20 protein-coding genes and 1 other RNA gene are annotated in these 26,542 nt (G+C 43.2%); 13 read left to right on the top strand and 8 right to left on the bottom strand.

The genetic code is table 11. The annotated features are described in order from the left end of the window. Positions 1 to 523: 523 nt before the first annotated feature. Both CC97_RS08270 and CC97_RS08265 read right to left on the bottom strand, forming a co-directional pair. The gene (locus CC97_RS08270; RefSeq protein WP_044976900.1) at positions 524 to 1,924 is read right to left on the bottom strand and encodes a HAMP domain-containing sensor histidine kinase; all 1,401 of its coding nucleotides are present in this window, start codon (positions 1,922 to 1,924) and stop codon (positions 524 to 526) included. 61 nt (positions 1,925 to 1,985) lie between these two features. Beyond that, positions 1,986 to 2,660, bottom strand: a complete 675-nt coding sequence (locus CC97_RS08265) for a response regulator transcription factor (protein WP_044974573.1) — start codon at positions 2,658 to 2,660, stop codon at positions 1,986 to 1,988. A 299-nt stretch (positions 2,661 to 2,959) separates the two neighbouring features. On the opposite strand from CC97_RS08265, the gene CC97_RS08260 reads away from it, so the two are divergent. From CC97_RS08260 to CC97_RS08250, 3 genes are all read left to right on the top strand, one after another. Then, positions 2,960 to 5,194, top strand: coding sequence for a bifunctional diguanylate cyclase/phosphodiesterase (locus CC97_RS08260; protein WP_242848207.1), 2,235 nt, complete (start codon positions 2,960 to 2,962; stop codon positions 5,192 to 5,194). Positions 5,195 to 5,260: 66 nt separating this feature from the next. Further along, on the top strand, positions 5,261 to 6,343 hold the full coding sequence (locus CC97_RS08255) for an ATP-dependent 6-phosphofructokinase (RefSeq protein WP_044974571.1): 1,083 nt from the start codon (positions 5,261 to 5,263) through the stop codon (positions 6,341 to 6,343). A gap of 463 nt (positions 6,344 to 6,806) precedes the next feature. Further along, the gene (locus tag CC97_RS08250; RefSeq protein ID WP_197021846.1) at positions 6,807 to 9,620 is read left to right on the top strand and encodes a dockerin type I domain-containing protein; all 2,814 of its coding nucleotides are present in this window, start codon (positions 6,807 to 6,809) and stop codon (positions 9,618 to 9,620) included. A gap of 138 nt (positions 9,621 to 9,758) precedes the next feature. On the opposite strand, the gene CC97_RS08245 is transcribed toward CC97_RS08250, so the two are convergent. From CC97_RS08245 to gdhA, 4 genes are all read right to left on the bottom strand, one after another. Then, positions 9,759 to 11,285, bottom strand: a complete 1,527-nt coding sequence (locus CC97_RS08245) for a hypothetical protein (protein ID WP_044974570.1) — start codon at positions 11,283 to 11,285, stop codon at positions 9,759 to 9,761. 1 nt (position 11,286) lies between these two features. Then, complete coding sequence (locus tag CC97_RS08240) at positions 11,287 to 12,162, bottom strand: DegV family protein (protein WP_044974569.1); 876 nt, start codon at positions 12,160 to 12,162, stop codon at positions 11,287 to 11,289. Positions 12,163 to 12,186: 24 nt separating this feature from the next. Continuing rightward, a complete protein-coding gene (locus CC97_RS08235; RefSeq protein ID WP_044974568.1) occupies positions 12,187 to 12,678 on the bottom strand; it encodes a tRNA (cytidine(34)-2'-O)-methyltransferase in 492 nt (163 codons plus the stop codon). Positions 12,679 to 12,828: 150 nt separating this feature from the next. Continuing rightward, positions 12,829 to 14,196: an NADP-specific glutamate dehydrogenase gene (gene gdhA / locus CC97_RS08230; protein ID WP_044974567.1), complete on the bottom strand. Its 1,368-nt coding sequence runs from the start codon at positions 14,194 to 14,196 to the stop codon at positions 12,829 to 12,831. 513 nt (positions 14,197 to 14,709) lie between these two features. Here gdhA and rnpB point away from each other — a divergent pair. Together rnpB and CC97_RS08225 are read left to right on the top strand one after the other, a co-directional pair. Next, an RNA gene (gene rnpB / locus CC97_RS19305) (RNase P RNA component class A) lies at positions 14,710 to 15,054 on the top strand. A 28-nt stretch (positions 15,055 to 15,082) separates the two neighbouring features. Beyond that, entirely contained in the window at positions 15,083 to 15,658 is a 576-nt protein-coding gene (locus tag CC97_RS08225) for a hypothetical protein (RefSeq protein WP_044974566.1), read from the top strand. 207 nt (positions 15,659 to 15,865) lie between these two features. On the opposite strand, the gene CC97_RS08220 is transcribed toward CC97_RS08225, so the two are convergent. Continuing rightward, entirely contained in the window at positions 15,866 to 17,206 is a 1,341-nt protein-coding gene (locus tag CC97_RS08220; protein ID WP_044974565.1) for a CHAP domain-containing protein, read from the bottom strand. A gap of 399 nt (positions 17,207 to 17,605) precedes the next feature. Between CC97_RS08220 and CC97_RS08215 the strand changes: the two genes are divergently transcribed. From CC97_RS08215 to CC97_RS08195, 5 genes are all read left to right on the top strand, one after another. Continuing rightward, positions 17,606 to 18,448, top strand: a complete 843-nt coding sequence (locus tag CC97_RS08215) for a hypothetical protein (protein ID WP_044974564.1) — start codon at positions 17,606 to 17,608, stop codon at positions 18,446 to 18,448. A 34-nt stretch (positions 18,449 to 18,482) separates the two neighbouring features. Next, the gene (locus CC97_RS08210) at positions 18,483 to 19,328 is read left to right on the top strand and encodes a helix-turn-helix transcriptional regulator (RefSeq protein ID WP_044974563.1); all 846 of its coding nucleotides are present in this window, start codon (positions 18,483 to 18,485) and stop codon (positions 19,326 to 19,328) included. Between the two features lie 261 nt (positions 19,329 to 19,589). After that, complete coding sequence (fba, locus tag CC97_RS08205; protein WP_044974562.1) at positions 19,590 to 20,453, top strand: class II fructose-1,6-bisphosphate aldolase; 864 nt, start codon at positions 19,590 to 19,592, stop codon at positions 20,451 to 20,453. A gap of 132 nt (positions 20,454 to 20,585) precedes the next feature. Continuing rightward, on the top strand, positions 20,586 to 20,957 hold the full coding sequence (locus tag CC97_RS08200; RefSeq protein WP_081850036.1) for a NusG domain II-containing protein: 372 nt from the start codon (positions 20,586 to 20,588) through the stop codon (positions 20,955 to 20,957). A gap of 183 nt (positions 20,958 to 21,140) precedes the next feature. Further along, a complete protein-coding gene (locus CC97_RS08195; RefSeq protein ID WP_044974561.1) occupies positions 21,141 to 21,554 on the top strand; it encodes a zinc ribbon domain-containing protein in 414 nt (137 codons plus the stop codon). 104 nt (positions 21,555 to 21,658) lie between these two features. Here the strand turns inward: CC97_RS08195 and CC97_RS08190 are convergent, their stop codons facing one another. Next, the gene (locus tag CC97_RS08190; RefSeq protein WP_044974560.1) at positions 21,659 to 22,864 is read right to left on the bottom strand and encodes an RNA-splicing ligase RtcB; all 1,206 of its coding nucleotides are present in this window, start codon (positions 22,862 to 22,864) and stop codon (positions 21,659 to 21,661) included. A gap of 379 nt (positions 22,865 to 23,243) precedes the next feature. On the opposite strand from CC97_RS08190, the gene CC97_RS08185 reads away from it, so the two are divergent. The 3 genes from CC97_RS08185 (at position 23,244) to CC97_RS08175 (ending at position 26,464) form a co-directional block, all read left to right on the top strand. Then, positions 23,244 to 23,672, top strand: a complete 429-nt coding sequence (locus CC97_RS08185; protein WP_049962780.1) for an NfeD family protein — start codon at positions 23,244 to 23,246, stop codon at positions 23,670 to 23,672. Between the two features lie 57 nt (positions 23,673 to 23,729). Then, positions 23,730 to 24,704, top strand: a complete 975-nt coding sequence (locus CC97_RS08180; protein ID WP_044974559.1) for an SPFH domain-containing protein — start codon at positions 23,730 to 23,732, stop codon at positions 24,702 to 24,704. A gap of 116 nt (positions 24,705 to 24,820) precedes the next feature. After that, positions 24,821 to 26,464, top strand: a complete 1,644-nt coding sequence (locus tag CC97_RS08175) for an EAL domain-containing protein (protein ID WP_049962779.1) — start codon at positions 24,821 to 24,823, stop codon at positions 26,462 to 26,464. Positions 26,465 to 26,542 lie beyond the last annotated feature (78 nt).

Genomic DNA, 26,542 nt, shown 5'->3' with positions numbered 1-26,542 from the left:
GGCCGGTTTTCTGAAGAAAGTTTCCCGTACAAAACCGACTTCTATAATTATAACATTTTATAATCTGAGTTACAATAGTTTTAATGAAATATTTTTGCACAGAAAAACCGCTTTACAGGAAAGCGGTAATTTGTGATCATTATAAGGTACGGTCTGCGGGGAGTGATACGGGAACCATACCGTGTTTTGTCTGATGCGTAGTTAACCAGAAACACCCCTTGCAAGCAAGGGGCGTTCCTGGTTATGATATAGGGATTATTGGGGATTTATATTCTACGTTGGTGTAAACGTAAAATACCGTAATTTATATACCCGACCTTCCGAATTTGTTATCTGACTTATGGGATTCTGTTTTGTTTTCCCTCGTCGAGTATGGTTATATTATAATCGGTCTATGTGTGCAGATTATGATAGTATTGTGAAAATTGTGTGAAAATCAATTCAGGCTATTAAGTAATAGAAACATGTAAATTATCAACAAGCGCCGGAGGTTTTCCGGCGCTGATTTGTATAAAACGTCTATTTAAATGCAAATTGACTCTTTGTCTCTTCTGATTTTGAACCAGAAAGTGGTTCCTTTGCCTGGTGTGCTCTGAACTCCGAACGGGAAATTGTGAGCTTTGAGTACTGCACGTACTATTGAAAGACCAAGTCCGGTACCTACTACTTCACGTTTCGTCTTTTCGGCACGGTAGTATTTTTCGAAGATCTGGTGCAGGTTGTCTTCGGAAATTCCCTTGCCCGTATCCTTTATCGAGATCTTTACAAATTCGTCTTCGGTTTCCATTGAAACGTATATCTGTTTGTCTTCACCTGTGTAGTTTATTGCGTTGTTCACAAGATTGTATATTACCTGCTCTATTTTGCCGATGTCGCATTTTACAATGACCGGAGGATGATCTTCACAGTGTATCGTGTAGCCGTTTGCCATTGTGAATTCCTTGTAGCGCTCCATTATGTCATGAAGTTTTGAGCTTATGTCAAAGCTCGAAATGTTCAGCGGCTGTCTGCCGTTTTCAAGCTTTGAAAGGTCAAGAATGTCATTGACGAGCTGTGCAAGTCTGTCTGTTTCCTTTATTATTATCGCAAGGTGCTCCTCACGCTTTTCTTTTCTGTCACCCGAAAGATCACGGATCATTTCGGCATATGCCTTTATCATGGTAAGCGGGGTGCGCAGATCATGTGAAACGTTAGCAATAAGGTCGCGCTGAAGCTCGTCTATCTTTGAGATTTCCGATGAAGCGTAGTTAAGGGTTCTGGCAAGCTGTTTTGTTTCGGCAAACTTTCCGCCCCTGAATTCTGTTTTGTATTCACCCTTTGCAAGCTTGTCAGCCGATTCCGTTATGTTCTGTATCGGCTTTGCAAGTGATTTTGACATTATAAGTGCTGCGATAACTGATATCAGTATCATAAGGATAGTAACAAGATATGTCGTTTTCCTCAGCATATAAATGGTAGTCTTGACCGGGGTTATAAGTGTGTTTACTATAAGGTAGCACCCCTGGTCCGTATTATCATTTTTAAGAATGCGGCAGATGATCACCACCTTGGTGTCCTGTGCAGTGCCTTCGGCACTTGTGGTGTATTTTCCGCCCTTCAGATTGGCGCTGGTCTGAAGAAAATCGATCTCGTTTCTTGAGAACTGATGTGCAATGCCCTTGCTGTTCTCATGAATGATCCTGTAGTCACGGTCGACGAGCATGTAGGAAAGCTCGTTTGATGATGCTATTTCGTCGTATATGTCTGTCAGGTCGCTGATATTGTCCGGAGTGAGCTTTTCAGACTGGCTGAATTGTTCAGTCATGGTGTCTGCGGCTTTTTCAGCGATATTTATACGTTCGTTTTCATAAAATCTGTTCAGAAAAAGTATCTGTGTGCCCCAGAGCAGTGCAAGTGAAAGCCCCACCAGCAGAAGATAGCTCATCAGGATATGGTTCCTGATGGTAAATCCGTTGCTGCGGCATTTTTCAATTCTGGATTTAATATCACTCAGCTTCAAATTTATACCCCATTCCACGGAGTGTGATTATGAATTTTCTGTACTCGCCGAGGCTGTTTCTGAGCATTTTGATGTGTGTATCAACTGTTCTGTCATCTCCGAAGAAATCATAGCCCCATACACTTTCCAGCAGTTTGTCACGCGACATTGCAAGGTTTCTGTTTTTTACAAGGAAAAACAGCAGATCGTATTCCTTTGGCGTCATTGACGCTTTCTGTCCGTTTACATATACCTCACGTCCTGCCATGTCGATCTCGAGACCTTCGAATTTCATTCTTTCCGAAGCTGTTTCAGCCGGAACAGAGTTTCTCTTGATAACTACCTTTATTCTGGCCATCAGTTCCTTAGGTGAGAAAGGCTTTACCACGTAATCGTCTATGCCTATTTCGAAACCGAAGAGTTTGTCGTATTCCTCACCGCGTGCGGAAAGCATGATAACAGGTATGTTCTTTATCTTTCTGATTTCCTTGCATGCGGAATAGCCGTCGAGTTTCGGCATCATAACGTCCATAACTATTATATCAAAGTCGTTATTCTTTACCATTTCGACAGCCTGCATGCCGTCTTCGGCTTCTGCCACCTCATATCCTTCAAATTCTGCGTATTCCTTTACTACATTTCTGATGTTTACTTCGTCGTCTACAATAAGTATTCGGCTCATTGATTTACCTCCTGTTGCTTATGGCAAAAAACACCTTCTGTCATGCGTTCTGAAAACAATGATTTATCTGCAGATCAGCGTTTTCTGATTTTCCCGTTCTGTTTTATTATGATACATCATAAATGTGAATAGAATGTGAAATCTGCAGGAAAATAAATATAATAACACTGAAATATACACGAATTCATTGACAATGAATATCGTTTTTTGTTATAATTAACTCAGTAGTATACAAAATTAGAGTGTCTGCCGCTGATACGGTCAGGCACGTCGGGGAGAATGATCGTAACTTGGGACTTATGTTATTTGAGGTACTGTACCTTATATTATCTGCACTTCTGGTTGCACTTTCGTTTCTGAATGAGAAAAGTGCAAAGTTTATCTTACTATTATATACAATTTTCACTGCTGCTGCTATTCTTTACAGCCGTTACAGAATCAACGTCCAGAGGTATGACGAGACCAATCTTAATAAAAAGCGAATAGTATCCCTTATGAACGCCATCAATTCATATGTTGTCATCTGGTCCGAGGACGGAAATATGTTTCTCATGAACAACAAGCTCAAGGAAGCGCTCAAGCCTGAAGTCCTTGAGTGGCAGAGTCAGGATATTCTTCCGGTGCTTTTCCCACAGGGGTTTGTCAATTACGGAAAAAGCGGCATGATGCTTTCGGGAGTAAAGGAATTTCCGCTCGATTCACGTTACGGGATACTTTATGTAAGCTGGTCAAGTTCAGTTCTTATTTTCGGAAATGACGATACTGACAGAATGATCATCTCTATCGGATTTGACATAACCGAGAACAAGGTCATCAGACAGCAGCTCAATAAAACAAACAATCTTCTTGCAGCCAAGGAAAAGCATTATTCGCTGGCAATGAATCTTGCCGAGATCGGCATAATCATAAACGAGCACTGTGATGAGTTCTTCAATATTTCCAAAGAACTCATGGATATGCTCGGAATAAAAAGCGATCTCATAAAGGTGGATGACTTTGTTGAGCTCATTCACAAGGATGACCGTATGATGTTCTTATCATATCTTAAATCCGCACGCGCAAATACCCTTCGCATCGATCACTCCAACAGTATGGACCTCAGGATCCGTTCCTTCGACGGCAAGTACAGATGGTACGCTTTCCGTTACAGAAATTCACCTAACGGTCAGTTCGGCATGCCGGTAATAGGCGGCGCGATAATTGACATTTCAAAGGACAAGGAAAAGGATTATCTTATCGAGCGTATGGCCTACATTGATGAGGTGACCGGCATCTACAACAGAAACAAGCTCGTTATCAACGGAGCTGAGATCTACGAATGCTGCAAGATACTTGAACTTTCATACTGGGTCATAGTTTTTGACATTGACAATTTCCATATCATTAACGATACCTGCGGCTACGCCAAGGGCAATCAGATGCTTAAGGAATTTTCAGATATTCTTTACAAAAAGAAAGGCAAAAACGGATTCGCTGCCCGTGTCGGAGGCGATAACTTCGCACTTATCGTTCAGGACTACGGTGATCCAAATGCTCCGATCTTCATTGCACAGGAGATCCAGGAGGAGATCGCATCGATCGGCAGGGAACACGACTTCAAGCAGAACATCTCATGCTCGGCAGGTTATTCAAGAATGCCGGCCGACGGCGAGGATTTCATCACGGTTTTCGAGAGGGCAGAATTTGCACTTTCGACAGGTGACAAGAAACGTTCGCTTGTAATGTTTGACACAAGAGTACATGACAGCATACTCAATACGGCGGCTCTCGAAAGATCGCTGGCGGAAGCCATCGAATCAGGTGAGCTCACACTCTACTATCAGCCGAAAATATCAGTAAAGACCGGAAAGGTCATGGGCGTTGAGGCACTTATCAGATGGATAAAACCGGACGGTACAGTTATCGCCCCGAAGCATTTTGTGCCGATAGCAGAAAATTCACATCTTATAACCAAGATCGGTGAATACGTCATGGATGAAGCCTGCCGTCAGAACAAGGCATGGCAGAACATGGGCTTTCCTCCGATCGTAATGTCCATCAACCTCACTTCAGAGGATTTCTACCAGAAAGACGTAAAGCAGTTTATTCAGGAAAAGCTTATGGAAACAGGGCTTGCTCCGGAATGGCTTGAGATCGAGCTTACTGAATCACTTGCAATGAAGGATATTGATTTCGCGGTTTCACAGATGCAGGAACTTCGTGACATCGGACTTAAACTTGCGATGGACGATTTCGGTACCGGCTACTCATCACTGAGTTATATCCAGAAAATGCCGATTACTCTGCTTAAGCTCGACAAGTCTTTCATTACACTTATTGAAGATGACAACGTTGCCCGTGAAATAGTTTCTGCTATTATCAAGATAGCAAAATCCAAGAGGATAAACACAATAGCTGAAGGTGTTGAAACTCCGGGGCAGTTAGAGATATTAAAGGAACTTGGCTGTGACTTTATTCAGGGATTCCTGTTTGAAAAACCGATGTGTGCCGAAGAGCTCACTGATTATTTAAGAAGAAGTATGCTGCAGAAATAAGCGGCATTTTCGAAATATAACAGTTTATAAAACAGGCTGCACAGCAGCAGAATGGGGATGTAAAGTATGAAGAGAAGAATTGGTATACTTACCAGCGGCGGAGACTGTCCTGGACTTAACGCAACTATCAGAGGCGTTGCAAAAGCATGCTTCGAGTCTTTCGGTGAGGAGAATGTCCAGATAGTCGGCATCCAGAACGGATATTACGGACTTATAAACAATATAGCCAGGGAAATGGATGCTTCAGAGTTTTCCGGTATCCTTACTCAGGGGGGAACTATTCTCGGCACAAAAAGACAGCCGTTCAAGATGATGACTGTAATAGGCGAGGATAATGTTGACAAAGTAAAGAATATGAAGCAGACATACAAGAAGCTGAAACTTGACTGTCTTCTTACTCTCGGCGGCAACGGAACTCACAAGACATCCAAGCTTCTTGCCGATGAGGGACTGAACATAATCGGTCTTCCAAAGACTATTGACAACGACATTTACGGAACAGACGTAACATTCGGCTTCCATACTGCAGTTGACATAGCAACTGATGCAATTGACAGGCTTCACACAACAGCTGCAAGCCATTCACGAATTCTTTTCTGTGAGATCATGGGCAACAAGGCGGGCTGGCTTACAGTAAATGCAGGTATTGCCGGCGGTGCGGATGTTATTCTCATTCCTGAGATTCCTTACGACATCACCAAGGTTGCCGAGTCGCTGACAAAGCGTGCTGAATCAGGCAAGGGATTCTCCATCGTTGCGGTTGCTGAAGGCGCTTTCGACGTTGAAGAAGCCAAAATGAAGAAAAAGGAAAGAGCAAAGAAAAGATCAGAAGCAGGTATCCTTACGGCTACTTCAAGAATAGCAGCTCAGATCCAGGCGGCTACCGGCATTGAATCAAGAGTGTGCGTTCCGGGACATATGCTTCGCGGCGGCTCACCGTCAGCATACGACAGAATACTTGCAACAAAGTTCGGCGTTCATGCAGCAGAGCTTATCAAGAATGAAGACTACGGAAAGACTGTGGCAATGGTAAATTCCGTTGTAACAGCAAATAAGCTTGAAGACATTGCCGGACTTACAAAGTTTGTTGATCCTGAAGGACAGATCGTACAGACTGCAAAGAAACTCGGCGTTTCATTCGGTGACTGATGAACAGTCATCTGTAACTTTAAAACACAAATACAGCGGAACTCTTCGGTATGAACGGGATTCGCTGTTTTTTTATAAATCAGCATGGGAATCGGGGAGAAGCAACGTAAATTTCGCCTCCGGAACTCCGGCTTATAAGTGTTTCTTTAAATGAAAACGCAAAATCTTTTCTACAATTTTAGTGATTTGTACAATCGGAGTTTTGCACAAATCGGCATAATGACCAGACAATTTCTATTGACAGATTAGCGGAAATGATGTAAAATTAATTTAAGAAAACGTATACATAATTAAATTGTATAACGTTTAATCAGTTTTTTAAGAAAAGACGGACCGGAACACTGCACCAGAGCAGACTCGTGAATCCTTCAGCATATTATTCTGCAGAGTGCTGATACTGATCTCACCTAGTCGTGTTCCGGAATTTCTTTGAGGATGAATATTGTAAAGGATGTTGATAACAATGAGTTCAGTTTCTTTCAGAAAAAGAGCGGTTGCTTTTACAGCTGCTGCAGCACTCTCGGTTGGTGCGGTTAATGTACTTTCCGATGCTGCCAGAAAAAATATCATAAACGCTGCTGATACAGCAAACTATGAATGGGATACTCTCAGAATGGGCGGTGCCGGCTTCGTTTCAGGTATCGTTGCCGGCGATAAGGAAATGTATCTCCGTACAGACGTAGGCGGCGTATACAGATACGACTACGAACAGAGCAGATGGGTACAGCTCTTCGGCTTTATCAATGAAGATGACCGCGGACTTCTCAGCTGCAAGGGTATCGCTATTGATCCTACAGACGATATGACTGCTTACTTCCTCTGCGGATGTGCTTACTTCTCAGACGCAAAGACAGTTATCTACAAGACAACTGACGGTGGTAAGACATTTACAGGCGTTGATGTTACAGAGCACATTCAGGTTCACGGAAACGGTGACGGACGTGAATGTATCGAACCTATCGCAGTTGACCCTGACAATCCGGATACTATCTACGCAGGCGGCGACGTAACTGCCGGCAAGTCAGCGCTTATTAAGTCAACAGACGGCGGTAAGTCATGGAAGCCGGTTGAAGGCTATGATGCGCTCGGTCTTTTCTCAGGCGAACTCAAGTATCCTTCATGGACAGACCACATGGTAAGAGGAACAGAACCAGCCAAGCTTTACAACGAACAGAACGGTATCGGCTGTGTTTACATTGAAGGCGGCAAGGTTTATGTCGGTACTTCAGTAAAGGGTGAGGCCAACGTTCACGTTGCAAGTGTCAAGGACGACAAGTTTGAAGCTGTAAAGGCTCTTCCGAACGACAATTATCCGCTTTCCATCACAAGTGACCACAACGGAAATCTTTTCTTCACATATATCGGCGGCCTCGCTTTTGCGGGTGCTTCCGGCGGCGCCTATAAGTACAATATCGCTTCAGGAAAGGCTGAAAAGCTTACCGTGTCCGATAACTCTATCGGTATGATCGAAGTTGACAAAAACGATCCGAACAAGATGTTCGCACGTACATGCGGTATGTGGTCAGATCAGTGGTTCGGCGATGAATGGGTACAGGACGATCCTTCAACTCCTGAAAATGAAGGTACTATCGGCTGGGGCGACCACTTCTTCCGTTCATCTGACGGCGGTAAGACATGGGAGGATATCACTCCTGGTGCAGGTCCGACAGATTACTCTACAGGCACAGGCGTAAAGAACTTTATCTCACTCCCGCTTGCTACCAACGGCTATGACTGGGCGTACGGCAAAGCTTGTCACTGGGGAAGCAGCATCGTTATCGACCCGAGAGACAAGGAAGGTGACAGACTTCTCCTCACTTCCGGTAACGGCGTTTTTGCCTGCGACAATGCGTGGGACGAAAAGGGCATCCAGTTCTACTTCCAGCCTGACGGTGTTGAGGAATGCGTAAGCCTTGACTTCTTCAGCACAGCTGACGGTCTTGACCTCTCTGCTATCGGTGACTATGACGGATTCGTTCATACAGATCCGAATGAAGTACCTGAACAGTACAATCCGAATATGGGTTCAACATCCGCAATCACAGTTTGCCCTCAGAACACAGACGTATGGGCAAGAACTGCAAACGGTGACGGAAACAACACAGGAAGCGGCTACTATACACTTGACCGCGGTAAGACATGGAAGGCATTCAAGCCGGCATGCACAGGCGGTAAACTTGCTATAACTGAGCTTTCAAAGGGCAAGTACAGAGTTATCAATACTAGTCCTAAGGGTGGTGCATCTTATTCTGATGACTGGGGTGCAACATGGAAGGACTGTACAGGAATACAGGCTTCAAAGGGAGCGTATGCACTTGTTGATCCTGATGATCCGAAGATCGTGTACGCTACAGGTGCACAGTACAATGAATACTGGTCATCTGATATGTCCAAGAAGGAACCTACATACGATGAAGCTCATTATTCTTATTTTGTAAGTGAAGACTACGGTGCTACATTTAAGGAAACACGTGTCTGCCCTTATAACTGGGAACTTACATGGAAGTTTGAGCACACAGGTGATCTTGCTTATGTCGGTAACGGTACAGTTGCTCTTGCCGGTGCAAACCACGGACTTTACCTCATTTCCGACAAGGGAGCAAAGGTAGAAAAGCTTGACAGCGTTGCATATGCAAAGTGCGTCGGCTACGGTGCTCCTGAAAAGAAGGGTGACGTAAACACACTCTTCATCTACGGCAAGCCGAAGGATTCTGATCCTGAAGGTATCTACCGTTCACAGGATGCCGGCAAGACATGGGTATGCATCAACACAGACCATCTCTACGGCGGTACAGGTAACGGTAACTACCTCGTAGGCGACATGGATGAATTCGGCAAGGTATACATGTCAACCGTAGGATGCGGTATCGTATACGGCCAGATAAGCGACGGGAGCCCGAAACCAAAGCCTACTGCAAAGGTTTCTCCGACTCCTACAGTAAAGCCTACAGTAAAACCTACTGAAACAACCAAGCCTACAGCAGAACCAACTGAGTCAGCTTCACCTACATCAAAGCCGACAGCATCACCAACAGCCTCTCCGACATCTACAGCTACTGCAAAGACAGGCGAGATCGTAACAGGTGACATCGACTTCAGCGGTAAAATAGACGTTACCGACCTTACAACACTTTCACTTTATCTCCTGGGTGACACTGAACTTTCCGAAGATGCTCTGAAGGCAGCAGATACTGACGGCAACGGAAATGTTGCTCTTACAGACCTTGCAACTCTCAGACAGTACATCTCCAAGAAGATCACCAAGCTTGGAAAATAATCAGGCTGGATCAACAGAGTAAAAAAAATGCAAGCCGCTTATTTACAGACGATGTAAATAAGCGGCTTTTTTGATACTGGTATTTATTAGTCTTCTGACTGTGAAGCGGCCTCCTGATAACTGAACAGTAAAAACTGATCAGGAAGAGGAAGATGCTGCGGTCGTAAATTCCGGAGTGAAGCTCATATCCTGACTCATTTTTCCGCAGCTAACGGTTTTTTGTTCCGGATCGTACTTCAGCATTATAACATGTCTTGCGAAATCAATGTTTTCCGGCTCATTTGTAAATGTAAGATCTGCGTCGGTGTATATGGAAACAAAGCTTTCCGTTATCGACATGTCATGATGTATTCCGGCGTAGTCAGGTATATAAACTGTTGTACCGTCTTCAAGAGCATCAAAGTAATCTGATGAAACGGCATCGGAAAATGCTTTGTATCTTTCAAGATCAGTTCTGAAATAACGGTTCCATGCTGCATTGTTCACAGACGAAACAAGTGACACGGCAAATACGAGCACGCTCAGAACAGTTACCGATACTCTGTTTTCATTTTTAACTATGCATTTTAAAACTAAAATGAAAAGCGGTATCAGGAAAAAGTAGCTGTAAAATGAAGTCACGTAGGAATAGCTTCCGGTTTTAGTCCATTCAGCGTATTTTGGTGTGAAACTGATTATGAGGTTAGGAATTACTATACCTGCAAGACAGTATAGGATAAGCGTGCCTTTTTTCTGCTTTATCTCCGTTTCCGGAAACAGTATTCCGAATGAAACGGCTGCCGCAAGGGGGGCTGTGAGCATCCATAGCTTTAGTTCGCTTAATATTTCTGAAACAGGGACGTATCCCTTGATTAGCATTGCCGCAGCTGGAAGTTCCGGAACCATTCCGAAGGAGTAGCGGAACATTGTTATAAAACTCTGCGGAATATTGTCAAAGGCGAGTACCGAACCAGAATAGTCAGAAGGGAATGATCTGCGCCATAAATAATAGCCCAGTACGTAAAACGCAAGGAAAGCAAAGTGAATGATATTATCCTTTAAGGCCTTTAAAACTTTTTCCGTGAACTTTCCTTCATTTTTCAAGTATGCTGTTAATAAAAACAGCAGTATATACGCCGTACATGCTTCATAGAGAAGTGAAGCGCACGTAAGAAGTACGGCACTTGCGATAAGTTTTTTTCTGCCTTTCCGTTCCGGATAATATTTTGTGAAGATACCCAAAGCAAACAGTACCATACCCGATGGTATCTGATGACCGATAATATAGGAAACAAACAGGTTGTGCTGGTTTGATATGCATGCAAACGAAATGAAAAGTATGCATGAAAGAAGACCGGCACGCCTGTTTGTATTATTCTTTACAAGATAATAAAGTCCGGCCATGTCAAACAAAACAGCCCCTGCCGAAAAAGCCCTTACAATAAGAGGACTTTTAAAAAAGTAGGGGATGTAAAGCAGAAAGGTCAGGGGAATGTGGCCGACCCTGCCGTGCTTTGCGTCATCCACGGCAGTCTGCCAAAGGTTTCCTCTCTGGACCTGCATATATGTAAGAATGTCATCATGTACAGTGAACACCGAATCAGCAGTTATCAGGTAAAACGATGCCATGCACAGGATCAGTGCAATAATGCCTGAAGGTAAAGCATATTTTTTTATAAAAATCACCTTATCTTCTGCGCTGGCCTTTGAGTACGATTCCTATAACCTTCGGGCCTGCATGTGAAGCTATGGTAGGGCCGATCTTTACGACTCTTTCCGGCGGATAACCTACAGCTTTGGTTATTTCCTTTTTCAGTGCAGCTGATTCATCCGGCAGGCTTCCTTCAAGGAGAATATACGGAGTCTGAGGTATCATATTGTTCTTTGCTATCTCCGTTATCTTCGGAATGATGCCTTTTTCTCCGCGGACCTTGTCAGTTACTTTAGATTCGCCGTCAATAATGGATATAATAGGCTTGAGACCGAGAAGCTCACCCATGAAAGCAGCTCCGGCTGATATACGTCCGGATTTTCTGACATATTCAAGAGTGTATGAAACAAAGTGAACTTCAGCACAGCAAAGCCATTCCTCTATGAAAGCAGTTATTTCATCAGCGGAACATCCTCTTGCAGCTTTTGCAGCGGCTTCGACAGCAGGATATCCGTAAGTAAATGTATAGTTGAATGAATCGATAACGGTTATATTTACTTTATCTTTCGCATCCGGGTGTTCGTTAAAGAAAAGTTCCTTTGCTTTAAGTGCGTTGTTGTATGTGGATGAACCGGTCGAACATATCGAAATGTAGATCAGTTCAGTATATCCTTCAGCATAGAGCTTTTCAAAACATTCTGTGAACTGTTCCGTCTTTACCTGTGAAGTTTTCGGAAGCTCACTGCTGGTTCTCATTTTTTCATAGAATTCATCCGGAGTGAGGTCAACACCGTCAGTATATTCCTTTCCGTCTATAAGTACTGTGAACGGAAGAAGGCAGATGCCGTATTCTTCAGCTGTTTTAACATCAATGTCCGATGCGGAATCTGTGATAATTTTGATTTTGCTCATAGTTTTACTCCATTTCCCTTTATATCAGTATTTTGTAAGTTTTCCTTCGGAACTTAAGTGAGGATAACCCCACTGCCTTAATACTTCGTATGCACCGATGGCAACGGAGTTTGAAAGATTAAGGCTTCTGAGCGTATCACGCATAGGAATGCGGACACATTTGTCCATGTTTTCATAAAGTATCTTTTCATCGATGCCGGCATCCTCACGCCCGAAGATAATGTAGACATTGTCCTCAGGGTAGGAGACATCACTGTGATTATGCTTTGCTTTGGTGGTAAAGAAAAAGAAATTACCGTTGTTCCTTGCAAAGAAATCGTCAGTGTTTTTATAGTATGTGATGTCGAGCTTGTCCCAGTAGTCAAGGCCCGCACGCTTGAGCTTTTTGTCATCTATCTGAAAGCCGAGAGGCTCAACAAGATGAAGCGAAGCACCTGTAACAGCACATGTCCTTGCAATGTTTCCGGTATTCTGCGGAATCTGCGGCTCGAAAAGAACTATATTTAATTTGTACATTATAAAACCTGCTTTATTAAAAATAGTAAAGAACATAATCAATTATATCATAAAAGACAGTAAAAAACAAGGTACTCTCAGAATGAACTGAAAGTACCTTTGTTTTTTATGAGTTTATATTGTCTGTTTAAGATAAGTTTAAGCAGTTAATCAGCAAACGCCCTGAGCCTTCATAGCTTCAGCAACCTTGAGGAAGCCTGCGATGTTAGCACCAGCCATGTAGTTGCCTTCCATGCCGTATTCCTTAGCTGTGTTGCTGCAGTTATTGAAGATGTTTGTCATGATGTCCTTGAGCTTCTTGTCAACTTCTTCAAATGTCCATGAAAGTCTTTCGCTGTTCTGGCTCATTTCGAGACCTGAAACTGAAACACCGCCTGCGTTAGCAGCCTTAGCCGGACCGTAGAGGAGCTTGTTGCCGAGGTATGTGTTGATAGCATCCGGGTTAGAAGGCATGTTAGCACCTTCAGCAACTGCGTATGCACCAGCAGCAACGATGTTCTTAGCGCCTTCACCGTTGATTTCGTTCTGTGTAGCACATGGAAGAGCGATGTCGATCTTGATGAGACCAGCATTTGACTTGAGTGTCCATACGCTGCCTTCGTGGTATTCAGCGTTCTTGTGTGATGTTCTCTTTGTGTATTCTGTAAGTCTTGCTCTTTCAACTTCCTTGATCTGCTTGAGAAGAGCGAGGTCGATTCCGTCCGGATCGTAAACGTAGCCGTTTGAGTCAGAAACTGTAACTACCTTAGCACCGAGCTGTGTAGCCTTCTCTGTAGCGTAGATAGCAACGTTGCCTGAACCTGAGATAGCAACTGTCTGACCCTTGAATGACTTGCCGTTAGCAGCGAGCATGCAGTCTGTGAAGTAGCAGAGACCGTAACCTGTAGCTTCTGTTCTTGCGAGTGAGCCGCCCCACTGTAAGCCCTTGCCTGTGAGAACGCCTGTGAATTCATTTCTGATTCTCTTGTACTGGCCGTACATATAACCGATTTCTCTTGCGCCTGTACCGATGTCGCCTGCAGGAACGTCTGTGTCAGCACCGATGTGCTTGCAGAGTTCTGTCATGAAGCTCTGGCAGAAACGCATAACTTCAGCGTCTGACTTGCCCTTAGGATCGAAGTCAGAACCACCTTTACCGCCGCCCATAGGAAGTGTTGTAAGTGAGTTCTTGAGGATCTGTTCAAAGCCGAGGAACTTAAGAATGCTGATGTTTACAGATGGGTGAAGTCTGAGACCGCCCTTGTAAGGTCCGATTGCAGAGTTGAACTGGATTCTGAAACCACGGTTTACCTGAACCTTGCCGTTGTCGTCAACCCACGGTACTCTGAAGATGATCTGTCTTTCAGGTTCAACGATTCTGTCGAAAACGCCTGCGTCGATGAGATCCTGTCTCTTATCAGCAACTGGTTCGAGTGTTTCGAAAACTTCAGTAACAGCCTGAAGAAATTCAGGTTCGTTAGCGTTACGAGCTGCAACCTTATCGAGTAAGTTCTTTAAGTATTCATTTTTGATAGCCATTTTAGAAAATCCTCCTAAAAAAATTTAACTTGTTACTACAAGTGATTTTTTCTCTGAATCACTCACGAAAATAATTATAAAATATCTCTTTAAAAAAATCAAGATAAAAATCAGAAAAAATTTGAAAAACATGAAATTTTTCTGTCAGATATTAGAATTTCTGCTTCAGGCGAGTTGCAGGAAAATTATATCAGTGTTGCAAAAGTACGCAGATACGGCATTCAGAGCCTCTGACATGTTCGCTTAACAAAATCCTATGTTTGCAGGCTGAAAGTTACAGAATTATTACAGATTTTTGCAAGTAGCTGCTTCTCAACTTGCATGATTGGATTTAAAGGGAAATCAAGGAATTAAATAGAGTTGTTTCCGTGCCGCGAACATGTGTTTTTTTATAGCTTCCGCGGCCATACAGAAATATGAACATTAATTATACATAATATCTGTAATTCAGACTCCTGCCTGCTGAAAAATTGCACTTGACACCTGTCGGACAAATGTGTACAATAGAATAGATGAGTAAGCTGTGCGGTAGCGTGATCGTTTAAGGTCATGAGGAAAGTCCGGGCATCACAGAGCGGGGCAACTGCTAACAGCAGCCGGAGGCGACTCCAGGGCCAGTGCAACAGAGATATACCGCCGGTTTTTCCGGTAAGGGTGGAAAGGCGAGGCAAGAGCTCACCAGAGTGCAGGAGACTGTACTGCTATGTAAACCCTGTCCGATGCAACGTCTATTGGTACAGTCTGTCGTAACATCTGCTCGGTGGACAGCCTGTAATGACGGCTAGAGGCCTGCGGCGACGCAGGTCGTAGATAAATTACCGTACACGACAGAACCCGGCTTACAGGCTTACTCATTTTATTATATTTCCGGAAAGAAGAATAAAATTTGAGTAAAAAAAAGGTTGCAGTTATATTTGCGGTCATAGCTTTTCTTGTTGCTGCCGTTCTTGCCGGTCTCTACTTTATAGTGATAAGAAACGGCGGAAAGATAACCGATTATGAAATGCTCAGGCTTGGTATGAAACCGTGGGAAAACACTTCAGTTCCCGGCATTTCTCTCTACGTTCCTGAGGATTATGAAAAAACTCAGAATGAATTCTATACATCATATGTCAAGGACGGAGCAACGGTCAGTCTTACTTCAGAAAAAGTAGACAATGATCTTGTGAATTATGCATACAATGCAGTCAGAAAATATGAAAATATTACCGATTCATTTAATATAAGAGAAGAAAAAGATGAAATGCTTGCAGGCGCTCAGGTGCATGTGGTGCGTTTCGATTACGGGCTTTCGCTTGACAGCGGAATAAGAACATTTTCGGCACTTTCAGCTTATGTGATGGGAGAGGGTCGTTCATACGTTCTTACATGTGTGGCAGATGCTGAAGAATTTCCGAAATACGAAGAGGATTTCCGCAGGATCTATAAAACAATGGCTCTGACAGAGGAAAAGAAGAAATGATCCGTTTAATAAAAAACAGAGGATGCACGTTATGATATGCATCCTCTGTTTTTTTATTTATGGAGTCGCTGATATAGTGTTAAGGAAACGCTGATTTATTCATAAATCAGCGGGGGCTCCTGGGCGAAGCCCGGCAATTTCCTGTTTATTAACGAATTAATGTAAATGTATCTGACTGCATATGTATCTGCCGTTTTTATAAGCCTTTTATGTGAACGTTATAAGGTCAAGTGAATTGACAGTTCCGTCAAGGTTTACATCAAAATCAGAGCTGAATTCAACATCAGATGAAAGAAGTATAAAGTCTGCGATGTTTGATCTGAATTCACTGTTGCGTATTACTTCCTCGTTTTCACCAGGTTCTGTGACAGTAACGTCAAATGAAATGCTTGAATATCCGTAGACAACTGTGACTGTCTGTGTTCCCGGAACTGAAAAATCGTAGAAAGCTGTAAGCTTAGCTGTGTCAACGTTTGCGATCTCCCTGTTGTTGAGGAAGAACTTTATTCCTGAAAGATCAAGGAATTCATCAGTGTAGTATTCAGTTCTTGATGCTGTACAGTCAAGCGAGAATACTATATTTCTTTCAGTGGTGTTAAGATCAGTATCTCCGGTCACGCGTTTCAGATCCCAGAACTGGTCATCAAGTGCTTCGTATTCTGAAACATAAGCTCTGCCTTCGGTGAAGGCAAGTACCTGATTGGTGTCCGCCGGATCACATATAGTGTAAAGGTCGTTGATCTCAGTGAGAACACTCCATTCGGTGTTTTCCGAAAGATCATTTTCAAGAAAGAATACTCCGTTTTCAGTTCTTGTAAGAACAAGCTCAGAATAAACTGAGCATATTCTGTAACTGCCGTTTTCAAGCGGTTCAAATCTGAAATTCTGTCGTACATCTGAAGCATTTCTTGCATTTAAAGCAGGATCTGATTCGTCAGTGCGTGTCAGATAATCTTCTGAAAAACCGGTTTTTATTCTGAAAGCATCACCGTAAAATCTGCCTTCAGTGTCATCCGGATAAATATATCCCAGAAGTCTGTAGCCTCTGTTTTCCCATGTGGCATCAGACATTTCCTCGTAGCTTGTAAAAAGTGCACCGCCGTACTGTGATTCAGAGATCAGAACTGTATTTCCGTCTTCCGAAACAGATTCCGTAACTGATACGTGGCCGGTGTAGTTGTCATATCTGTCGAAGCATTTTACTGATCCGTCTCTTGCTTCGCATCCGTATGAGTAAGCGTGTGAGTTTCTGTTTTCACCGTACCATCTGCCGGCGTTGTTGCGGCTGAGCAGCGGTGCTTCCCCTAATATTTCGAATATGCGTCCCCACGCATATGCTGTACAGTTCGGCATTTCGCAGTGAAAAGTGTTGTAAGGATTCTCGGTACTGTAGTAGTAGCGGTACTCCGGAGCTTCCTCATTGTTTTCAGGAGCTTCAGTGCGGATGTCAAACTGGTTTTCATAGGCTGATACAGCCGGTGCAGCAGAAGTGAAAATAATTGCTGCTGATAAAAAAGATGATAATACGGAACGGAAGTGAGTGTCCATAGCAGATAATCCCCTTGGTGTAGTTTGTGAGTGTTGTGGATTTTTCTTATGCTATTATGATATACTTCTCCTACGGATTTGTCAATAACATTAACAAAGATTACTGAAAAATTGTGCAAAACACAAATTAAAAACTATAGTTATTCAGCGATTGCACATAAATGAAATCATAAAAACTGGTATGATTTCAGATAACTGGATTGTGGAAAACTTACAAAAAACAATTGAATGGATTTTTGATTTCTGTGTACATTTAACTGAGAATGTACAGAGAGTTATGATATTTCACATGGTGTTTAGTATGAGTTTTATTAGAATTTCATTAATTCAGTTGCAATTAAACCCGAGTAACCTTATAATATATAACAGAGTATTAATGCAAAGGTGTTGATTAATTTTATGTCAGAAAACAAGTGGTTCGGGAGGGCGGCAGCCTTTTCAGCTTCGCTCCTTATGCTTTTGACAAGTGCAGGCTGTGCCGGAAACAACGGGCAGAATACTGAAAATAATGACAGTGTTTCATCATCAGCTGCCGGTATGGAAAACAGTAATGAAAAAAAACCAGAATTATCTGAAGAACAGAAAAAGGCCGCAGAAGAAGCCGGCATTTCAGAGAACCGTTACTGTACCGACAATTCCGATGTAACCAAAGCCGCGGAAGATCTTCTCAAGCAGTACTGTGACGGCCTTACTGAAGCAGATCATGACAAGTGCTTCGATGCGTTCCCTGACTTTTACAAGAGATCGATAGAAAATGAAAACAAGCTGTACGGTGAAACAAACGATGAGTACATGCAGAGCCTGAAAAAAACAATGGCTGAGCAGTACGGTGATGATTTTTACATGTTTGCATCCGTTACATCCGTACTTCAGCTGAGTGATGAATCAGTTACAGATCTTGAACGAAGGATGAAAGATGCATTTAAGAATGATGTCAGACTTGATGATCTCTATTACGTTTACTTTGATCAGACAATAAGAGGCTCAAAATCCAGGACGACAGACAAACTTGAATTCATTCTTCCCGTTATAAACGGCAAAATATATCTTTACGACAGTTACTTTGAAAATCCTGAAGATGCTGAAGAACCGGCTGCAGATGACGCTGCCGGCAGTATTTCCGGAGAAACTGCACCGGCGGTAACGGAAAAGAAAGCGGAAGAAACTGCTGAAACTGCAGAAGTTACAGAAACAGCAGGATCTGAGACAGCGGCTGCTGCAGATACAGAAAAAGCAGAATAACATAATACATAAAAATTAAAAGGGGCAGAAGAAAATGGACAAAACGATAGCAAACAAACTTATAGCTTTAAGAAAGCAGAACGGACTTTCGCAGGCAGATCTGGCTGAAAAGCTCGGAACAGATCTGCCGACTGTTGCGGGATGGGAAAGTGCAGATATCTCGCCGGATACAGAAAATCTGCTTAAGCTGGCAAAGCTTTACGGCGTTTCACTCGACAGGCTGTTTGAGCTTAATTCTGATCCTGTAAACCAGCGCTCAACGATCTCCCTCGATAAAAATGCGGGAGAAATATATCCGAACGCAGCACCTCAGTATACAGCCGGTCAGGCTGCATCCGTGCAGATGCCGGGGACACAGTATGCTGAACCGCAGCAGGATATGAGCAGCTATTTCAGATACGAAACTGCCGATGAGGGAGCAGGGCTTCCTGCGGCGCGTCAGGAGACATCTCCGGCCGCCGGTACTCCGGCAGGTCCTTCGTCAGTAAGTGACCTGATAGGCAGAATACAGAATGACGAAAAATTCTATAAGAGCCTTATGAAATTTCCTTATCCGATCGCAGCGCTCGGTGCATTTCTGGGCGGAGGCGCGCTGCTTGACGCATGGCATCCGCTCTGGATGCTCTTCCTTACGATCCCGCTTTACTACACGACCATAGAAGCTATAAGAAAGAAAAATGCAAATATTTTCTGCTATCCGGTTTTCGTTACGATGATGTATCTCATTTCCGGATTCCTGTTTGATCTCTGGCATCCGGGCTGGCTTACATTCCTTACGATCCCGCTTTACTACTGGCTTATTAACGCCTACAGAATAGGAGTGCCTGATGATGATGACGACGAAAACGGAAAGAAGAAAAAGAAAAGAAGGAAAAAATAAACCGCAAGGCTTACTATGAACTTTACGATCTTACTGAAACAAAATCGACTGACATGTTCAAGTCCTCTCTCGGTGAAAATGTGACAAGGGATTTCTTCTCGAAGGTCCTCTTCGGAACGGGCAGAATGGACTAAAAGTCATCAAAATGAGCTGAGTTTTATTTAATACCTGATAATTTTTCAGAAAACAATTGCTTTTTATCTGCAATTCGGGTATAATTATAAAGGTTAAAAAATCTATTCTTACGGAGGAATTTTAATAATGTTAGTTTCAGCTAAAGAAATGCTCGATAAAGCAAGAGCAGGCAAATACGCAGTAGGCCAGTTCAACATCAACAACCTTGAATGGACAAAGGCTATCCTTCTCACAGCAGAAGAACTCAAGAGCCCGGTAATCCTCGGTGTTTCTGAAGGTGCTGGTAAGTATATGTGCGGCTTTGAAACAGTTGCTGCTATGGTAGCTGCTATGGATAAGTCACTCGGAATCACAGTTCCTGTTGCTCTTCACCTCGACCACGGCTCATACGAAGGCTGCTACAAGTGCATCAAGGCAGGCTTCACATCAATCATGTTCGACGGTTCACACTTCCCGATCGACGAAAACGTTGCAAAGACAACAGAACTCGTTAATGCAGCTCACCACCTTGGCCTTTCAATCGAAGCTGAAGTTGGTTCAATCGGCGGCGAAGAAGACGGCGTTATCGGTATGGGCGAATGCGCAGATCCTAACGAATGCAAGCAGATCGCTGATCTCGGCGTTGACTTCCTTGCAGCAGGTATCGGCAACATCCACGGCGTATATCCTGCAAACTGGCAGGGCCTCAGCTTTGAAACACTCGAAGCTGTTAAGAACAAGGTTGGCGAAATGCCACTCGTACTCCACGGCGGTACAGGTATCCCTTCAGACATGATCAAGAAGGCTATCTCACTCGGCGTTGCAAAGATCAACGTAAACACAGAATGCCAGCTCGCATTTGCTGCTGCTACAAGAACATACGTAGAAGAAGGCAAGGACAAGCAGGGTAAGGGCTTTGACCCACGTAAGCTCCTCGCTCCTGGCTTCGAAGCTATCAAGGCTACAGTTAAGGAAAAGATGGAACTCTTCGGTTCTGTAGGCAAGGCTTGATTTACTGAATAAACAAACAGTTTTGTATCAGGAACGGACTTCGGTTTGTTCCTGATATTTTTTTGGAGTAATAATCATTAATGAAAAAAGAAAAAAAATGATGTCCGTGACAATCCGGAAAGCAGGGCGGTCATTATAACAGCTGCAGTCATCGGCATTCTGTTTGTGCTGGCAGCTGTGCTGTCAGTTATTCTGCTTTGTACGAAAGGGAATAATGCCACGGCGTATATTTACAGCGACGGGGAGCTTAAGTACACTCTGCCTCTTGACAGTATAAACGAAACAGTTACCATGAGAATAGATTCAGAAAACGGCGGTTATAACATTGTTGAGGCGGAAAAGGGGAAAATACATGTAACCGAAGCATCCTGCCCGGATAAGATATGCATGCATACAGGTTATATTTCAGACGGAACGGTTCCGATATCCTGCCTTCCGAATAAACTGATCATTCGTGTAGAAAAGAAAAAAACTGATAATGAACCTGACATTATGGCAAACTGAATATTAAAAAATGCAACAGGTGGTTTTGCCTGATTCGACGTTAAATTAAACAATTTTTGCGGCTGTAATCTGTTATGACTTGACACTAAAGTGATTTGGTGATACAATATATATGTTATAGCCGAAGAGGGTGTTCTGCTCTCTGCTTATTTTAATTATTTATTTTTTTAGGGGTTGAAGTACATGAGTATTTTAGACGTGGTAAATGCAACAAGCAGAAGCGTTAATGAAAAGACGAAGAACATGCAGGAAGTTGCAAATCTTAAGAAGAAGATAGTTTACGAAAGAGAAAGAATAGTGGAAGTTTTCGCTGAAATAGGCGAAAAGTTTTATAACATGGATCCTAACAATCAGGATTTTTCAGAACTCAGAGTCCTCTGCGATGACGTTAACACACGTAAGCGCAGAATCAAGAAGATGATGTTCTCACTCCATAACATGAGAGGCTTCAAGATCTGTCCTCAGTGCAAGGCTGAAGTAAACGGAAAGTTCAAGTTCTGCGGCACATGCGGTGCAAGAATTCCTGAACCGGATGAGGCTGATTTCCTCGACATGGAAGGACTCGGTTTCGGTACTGAATCTCTGGAAGAAAAATAAAAAAATCATAAGCGGCTTCGTTTTATTAAGTTAAAACGAAGCCGCCTTTTTGTTATGTGAGGATTAAAAGCCGTGTTAATACGTACCGCTGCGGGAAGTTCTGATTATTCATCGCCTGCCTTGAAATTGTATATCGGTTTAATGATGTCATTTATTTCAGCCGTATCGCCTATATTATTCACAATGTCATCAAGTGACTTATAGGCCATCGGGCATTCGTCGAGGGTCTGTGCGTTTACTGATGTGGTGTAGATACCTTTCATCTGTTTTTTGAATTCCGAGACCGTAAAGCTTTCCTTTGCCTGCGAGCGGGACATCAGGCGGCCGGCGCCGTGCGGGGCTGAACAGTTCCAGTCAGGGTTGCCCTTTCCTGTGCAGATAAGGCTTCCGTCACGCATGTTTATCGGAATAAGCAGCTTCTGACCTGATTCAGCGGAAACAGCGCCTTTACGAAGTATCATTGTATCGGTGTCTATGTAGTTGTGTATGGTGGTGAACTGTTCAGTAACGTGCAGATGCATGCCTTTTATGATCTCATCCATCATCGCCTGACGGTTCAGCATGGCAAACTGCTGGACTATTTTCATGTCGTGGATGTACTGGTCGAAAAGCTCGCCCTCACAGTAGGCAAGATGCTTCGGAATATCCGGAACGGTGACCTTCTTAAGCTTCAGAAGTTCCGTCTGTATCTCGCTTTCACGGCCTTCGCTTTTCAGCTTTTCAATGACTGCTTTTATTTCTTCCCTGTTATCAGTATGCAGCCGCTTAAATGCTTCCTCCTGATAGTACTTTGCCGTTTCCACACCAAGATGACGTGAACCGGAATGGATGACAATATAAATACTTCCGTCATCGCCCCTGTCTGCTTCAATAAAATGATTGCCGCCGCCGAGCGTACCGATACTGAGTTCAGCGCGCTCCGGATTGATGTGCTTGTAGCAGTAAAGTTTCGTCAGGTCGATCTGTTCGATGTACCGGTGCGGCGTTTCACGTATATCAAATCCTGACGGTATCTTTGCATAGATAAGCTTGTCAAGCATCTGAACTTCGATGTGCTTTTCCTTAAGCTTTACCGTTTCCATTCCGCGGCCTATGTCAACACCGACAAGATTCGGAACGACCTTGTCAGTTATCGTCATTGTTGTACCGATGGTACATCCTGCACCGGCGTGAACGTCCGGCATTATTCGTATAACAGCCCCTTCACTCATCGGCAGGTCGCAGAGCTCAGCTATCTGCGCCATAGCATTTTCGTCTGTTACATCTGTAAAGATCTTTGCAAATCCGAATTTTCCTTTTACTTCCTTCATGTTTCTTCCTTCCTGTTAAGGAAACACTGATTAAACCGGAAATACGGCTTTGGTATTTCCGGTTGTGGAGATTGCGTGGCTTCGCTCCGTGCCCCACGCTGATTTATGACGAAATCAGCGTTTCCTTAAATGTGTTTTTTCTGAAATTATGCAGATCATAACAAAAGTATATCACACCCGTCAGGAAAAAAACCAGTAATTTGCAAGCTAAATATCATCCAAATTATAACACTTGAAGATATATTTTTATGTGATTATTAACAAATATACTTGAATATTCGCGCATATTGTGTTAAAATATATTTGTAAACAGACAGGGAGTACACTGATCTCTGTAACGACAGTGCTCCGGGGTCTGAAACAGAAAGGAGAGAAATATATGGATATGCAGATGATTCTGTGGGCAGTGATTTTTGTACTTGCAGTTGTTGTTGAACTGTGTTCAATGCAGCTGATATCGATCTGGTTTGCAGTCGGTGCTCTGGCAGCTTTCGCATCTTCCTTTAAGCTTCCATTTGTCGGACAGCTTACAGTTTTTGTGGTAGTTACTGCTGTCATGCTGCTTGCAACAAGACCGCTGTTAAAAAAGCTCAGAAAGCCTGCTGTCCCTACAAACCATGAACTTGATCTTGGAAAAACTGCGCTTGTCATCGAAGACATCAACGCATCAGCCGGTACCGGCCGTGTAAGAGTCCAGGGAATTGACTGGAGTGCATCGTCAAAAGACGGAAGCATGATAAAGTCAGGCGAGACTGTTACGGTTGTCGAAGTCGGAGGAGCAAGGCTTACAGTTGAAAAAACCGTTTAAGTTCATGAGAAAAAGAGAAAAACAAAACGAAACAATGAAAAGGAAAAGGTGAACACTATGGGAGTATATGTAATTATAGGTATTTGCATTATTTTATTCTTTATTATCATTTCATGCATCAAAATAGTTCCTCAGGCACAGGAGTTCGTAGTCGAAAGATTCGGCTCGTACTACGAATCATGGACAACAGGTATCCACTTCTTAGTACCGTTTGCTGACAGGATCGCCAAGAAGATATCGATCAAGGAACAGGTTGTTGACTTCAAGCCGCAGCCGGTTATCACAAAAGATAACGTTACAATGCAGATCGATACAGTCGTATTTTTCCAGGTAACAGATGCAAAGCAGTTTGCATACGGCGTGGAAAAGCCGATGGCAGCCATCGAAAATCTAACAGCTACAACACTCCGTAACATCATCGGTGAACTCGAACTCGATGCCACACTTACATCAAGAGACTTCATCAACACAAAGATCACAGCAAAGCTTGACGAAGCAACAGACAGATGGGGCATCAAGGTAAACCGTGTTGAACTCAAGAACATCCTTCCTCCTCGTGAGATCCAGGATGCCATGGAAAAGCAGATGAAGGCTGAACGTGAAAGACGTGAAAAGATCCTTCAGGCTGAAGGTGAAAAGAAATCAGCAGTCCTCGTTGCAGAAGGTGAAAAGGATTCACAGATTCTTCGTGCAGAAGCTGAAAAGCAGGCTCAGATCCTCAAGGCTCAGGCTGAAAAGGAAGCAATGATCCTCCGTGCCGATGCCGCAAGGGAACAGAAGATCCTTGAAGCTACCGGTGAAGCAAGAGCTATCGAACTTGTACAGCAGGCACTTGCTGATAGTATCGTTAAACTCAACGATGCTTCTCCAAGCGAAAAGGTTATCGCCCTCAAGTCACTTGAAGCTTTTGCAAAGGCTGCAGACGGCAGGGCTACAAAGATCATTATCCCAAGCGAGATCCAGGGAATTGCAGGTCTTGCTGCAGGTATCAAGTCAGTAGTTGACATTGACGACAAGAAACAGAACGGATAATAATCATTAACGGAAATAACTGATCCCCGGCGTATATACCTTTAAAAAATATATACTTCCGGGGATCCTGTTTTTATATTTGTTGTGATCAGCGGATTAATACGGGGGTGTACATTTTGACTGATGAAAAGTTTATTTTAGATAATTTCGAAAAGGCTCTGGCGGAAAAACAGATAATTGCATATTTCCAGCCGGAAATCAGAACTCTTACAGGAAGTGTCTGCGGATGTGAGGCACTTGCAAGATGGATACTTCCGGACGGTACGGTCATTCCGCCTGTGGAATTTGTTCCTGTACTTGAAAAACATGAGCTTATACACAAGCTTGACTTAGCTATACTTGAACGTGTATGCGATGCCTATCTGTATCTTAAGGAGAAGGAAATCAGTACTGTACCGTTTTCCATAAATCTTTCAAGGATAGATTTCTATCACAGAGATATGCAGCACGATATCACGGAAGTGCTGGAACGCCGTGGTGTTCCGCGTGATGCTGTTAATATTGAGATCACTGAAAGCGTTATGCTTGACGAGCCTGCTGCTCTGAAGGAGAATTTTGAAAAGTTTCATGATTCAGGTTTTAATATCTATATGGATGACTTCGGAAGCGGATTTTCATCTCTCAATGTACTTAAGGATTATCAGTTTGATGTGCTTAAAATAGACATGCGTTTCTTAAGCAACAATGGAAAGCGTTCAAAGAATATCCTTGCAGCCATCATAAGCATGGCCAAGGTGATCAACATTCACGCTCTTGTCGAAGGTGTTGAGACAAAGGAAGATGTTGACTTCCTGAAAAGCATAGGCTGTGAGATCTTCCAGGGATACTACTTTTCAAAGCCTCTTTCGCTTGATGATCTGGCCGAATTCTTCATCGAATGTCCTGCAGGTGTTGAGATACCGGAGGAAAGAGCCTACATGGAAACAGTCGGACGCGTCAATTTCCTGAGTCCGAATCCTATGGGGTGCAGCAGTACATCCTTTTCGGAAGATGAGGATATCTGCGGATATGTCAGCGGCGTATCTTTCGGCCTTATCGAGTACAATGGTGTAAACGCAAATTATCTTTATATAAACGACTCATATATAAAAGATCTTCATAAGCTTGGCATCTGTTCTGAGAAAGCTCTGGAAAAAGCGATCAATGAAGACGAAAGAAAGTTCCATCAGGTGTTCTTTGATTTCATGGACATGGTCTGTGAAACTGATGAAATACAGACTATCGACAATGTCATGAACTGCGGTTATTTCACCTTCAAGGCAAAGCGTATCGCAAGCTACGGAAACCGTACGATGATAGCTGCGATGATCAATCTTTACGATCCGCATATTTCAGATAACCGTTCTGATGACATGCAGGAATTCAGCCAGGTAGTTTATTCGACTTATGAAATCGTAATGATGATGTACCCTGATGAAGACAGGATCCACAAAATCTATTCAAGTTCCGGTTTTAAGAACCTTTTCAACAGTGAAAGCATAAATTTCGGACTTAAGTATTTCATGGAAAACTATATCCATAAAAATGACCAGGCGAGATTCAGGGACTTTTTCATCAGCGAGAAATTCTGCGAACGAATGGATGCAGAAGGGTCCACGTTTATTGAAGAGCCGTTCAGGCTGCTGTCGGTAAATAACATTTACAAATGGATGAGTCTGCGGGTTACCAGGGCGTTTGCTGCTGCTGAACCAAAGTATCTGCTTACAATACAGTCTTTGAGCAGAAATACTGTTGATCTGTTAAGTGACAGGTATGAATAGAATACATAAAAAAACTGCGAACCAGGAGGTCCGCAGTTTTTTTATTCATTATGTGACCACAGGATAATCCGGTTAAAC

Source organism: Ruminococcus sp. HUN007, assembly GCF_000712055.1.
Classification (GTDB): domain Bacteria; phylum Bacillota; class Clostridia; order Oscillospirales; family Ruminococcaceae; genus HUN007.
The sequence above is the reverse complement of the archived record's forward strand: the minus strand, read 5'-3'. Positions and strand labels throughout refer to the sequence as shown.